The organism is Psychrobacter sp. A3 (assembly GCF_028823565.1).
GTDB classification, from domain to species: domain Bacteria; phylum Pseudomonadota; class Gammaproteobacteria; order Pseudomonadales; family Moraxellaceae; genus Psychrobacter; species Psychrobacter celer.
The window spans coordinates 1-2,351 of the sequence record NZ_JAPEHS010000147.1; the positions used below are offsets into that span (position 1 = coordinate 1).

2 protein-coding genes are annotated in these 2,351 nt (G+C 43.6%); both read left to right on the forward strand.

Annotated features, from left to right (window positions below):
• Positions 1–259 (forward strand): tRNA (guanine(46)-N(7))-methyltransferase TrmB (gene trmB, locus NK638_RS12175; protein WP_446739841.1); only part of this gene is annotated, 259 nt, incomplete at its 5' end.
• 1,096 nt (positions 260–1,355) lie between these two features.
• On the forward strand, positions 1,356–2,351 hold a 996-nt coding region (gene recA, locus NK638_RS12180; protein WP_274633220.1), incomplete at its 3' end, for a recombinase RecA.

The window sequence follows — 2,351 nt, forward strand, 5'->3', positions numbered from 1 at the left end:
GCGCCGCTTTGTCAGTCCTGAACGCATGGCGATTGTGACACGCAGCCTAACCCAAGGCGGCTGGTTTCATACCGCCACTGACTGGGAACATTATGCTTTTTGGATGCTGGAGGTACTAGACAACTTTGCTGGCCTCACCAACCAAGCAGGCACAGGTAACTTTATTGACAGACCAGACTTTCGTCCAATGACCAAATTTGAGCGCCGCGGCATCGCGCGTGGTCATGGCGTTTGGGATTTGATTTATAGCAAAGACTAACACCAAACAATTAAAAATCTTCCCTTAGATAAAGAGCGATAAAGGCGGCTAACAGATTAGCCGCCTTTTTTATGCGCGGCGCTTTGCCAGCGAAGATGATAAAGAGCGCGGCCGAATGTGACCGATACAGCGGATAAAAACGCGCCTTAACACGGCCGACTAAGTATAAAAAGCTTACCATACGGTCAACTCAGCGCTTCTTTCGACCATTTTGACGGTTTTATTTTTATAAAAATAACTATTTTATGGTGTGAAACATCGGCAACACAGACTAATTTTTTGAGAAAAATACACACGTGACATCACAAAATCCGCTTTGATCTTTAAGAAGTCATAATAAGCGATTTGCGCAAACATTGATGTTACAAGGGCTTGATGAGTTCTCCCCATAAGCTGTGGATAACCCTGTGTATAAGTCAGCACTTGACAAGCATTTTCCTAGATATATTAAAGGGTCAGGTAAAATCGTTCATTTTTTGTACAATTTAAAAATATTTCAAAATCAATAACTTACATAGATATAGAGAAGCTAAAAATTTATTTTTCATATTTTTTAGAAAAACTGAAATCAGAGCCGATGTTTCACAATCAGCGAATTTTTACCGAGGATTTATTGTGGACAACTGCAAACCCTATTGACAAACAATACCATTTCCCTATCCAAAATACTTGCTAATTTTGCCAATACTTATATCACTCTAAAAATAATATGCATGCGACAACCGATGTCGTTTAGCATACCTGCACTCTTAGTATGCTATCCAGATTTTGTTATAATACCTTTATCCAATCAACCATACACCCTTAACGCTTAACGAGATGAACAAACGCCTTAATAATGAGAAGGCGCTACTTGTACAAGCAGTTATATCAAACTTTTATTTACTTTTATCCGTCATTAATTTTACTGTATAGTAGAATGACTGCACTCTCGACATCATCGATACGACATCTTATTTGTCTTGCTAGACACTGGCCGTTGCCTACCATTTGGGGAGCCGTCAGTATATATGGCCCGTAGCCCTCCTATTACCCGTATTTTATCTATCATCGAATTTATCGTTTTACACTAATGATTGAAGACAAGGAATCCAGTATGGACGACAATAAAGCCAAAGCCCTCAAAGCCGCACTTGGTCAAATCGAAAAACAATTTGGTAAAAATACCATCATGCAACTGGGCGATGACTCTGCAGTCCTCGATGCCGATGTGGTCTCGACAGGCTCGCTAGGACTAGATATCGCGCTTGGTACTGGCGGCTTGCCAAAAGGCCGTATCATTGAGATTTATGGACCAGAGAGCTCAGGTAAAACCACCATGACGCTACAAGCAATCGCTGAGTGTCAAAAACAAGGCGGTACTTGTGCCTTTATCGATGCCGAGCATGCGCTTGATCCTGTTTATGCGCGTAAGCTTGGGGTCAATACAGATGACCTACTGCTCTCTCAGCCTGATAACGGTGAGCAGGCGCTGGAGATTACCGATATGCTGGTACGCTCGGGGGCGGTCGATATGATCGTGGTCGACTCCGTCGCCGCACTCACGCCGCGCGCTGAGATTGAAGGCGAGATGGGCGACTCACACATGGGTCTACAAGCCCGCTTGATGAGCCAAGCGCTGCGTAAGATCACAGGTAATGCCAAACGCTCCAACTGTATGGTGGTGTTTATTAACCAAATCCGTATGAAAATCGGCGTGATGTTTGGTAGCCCAGAAACCACAACCGGTGGTAATGCGCTAAAATTCTACGCCTCAGTACGTATGGATATTCGCCGTATCGGTGCGGTCAAAAACGGTGATGAAATCATCGGCAACCAAACCCGTGTCAAGGTCATCAAAAATAAAATGGCACCACCCTTCCGCCAAGCTGAGTTTGAAATCACTTATGGCGAAGGCACCAATCACCTAGCAGAGGTCATCGACTTAGGTGTCGAAATTGGCGCTGTGGGTAAAGCAGGCTCTTGGTATAGCTATGGCGATGAAAAAATCGGTCAGGGTAAAGCCAACTCTGTGCTTTTCTTAAAAGAAAACCCTAGTATTGCTCAAGAAATCGAAGATAAGATCCGTGAAGAAAAGCTTGGTAGCAAAAAA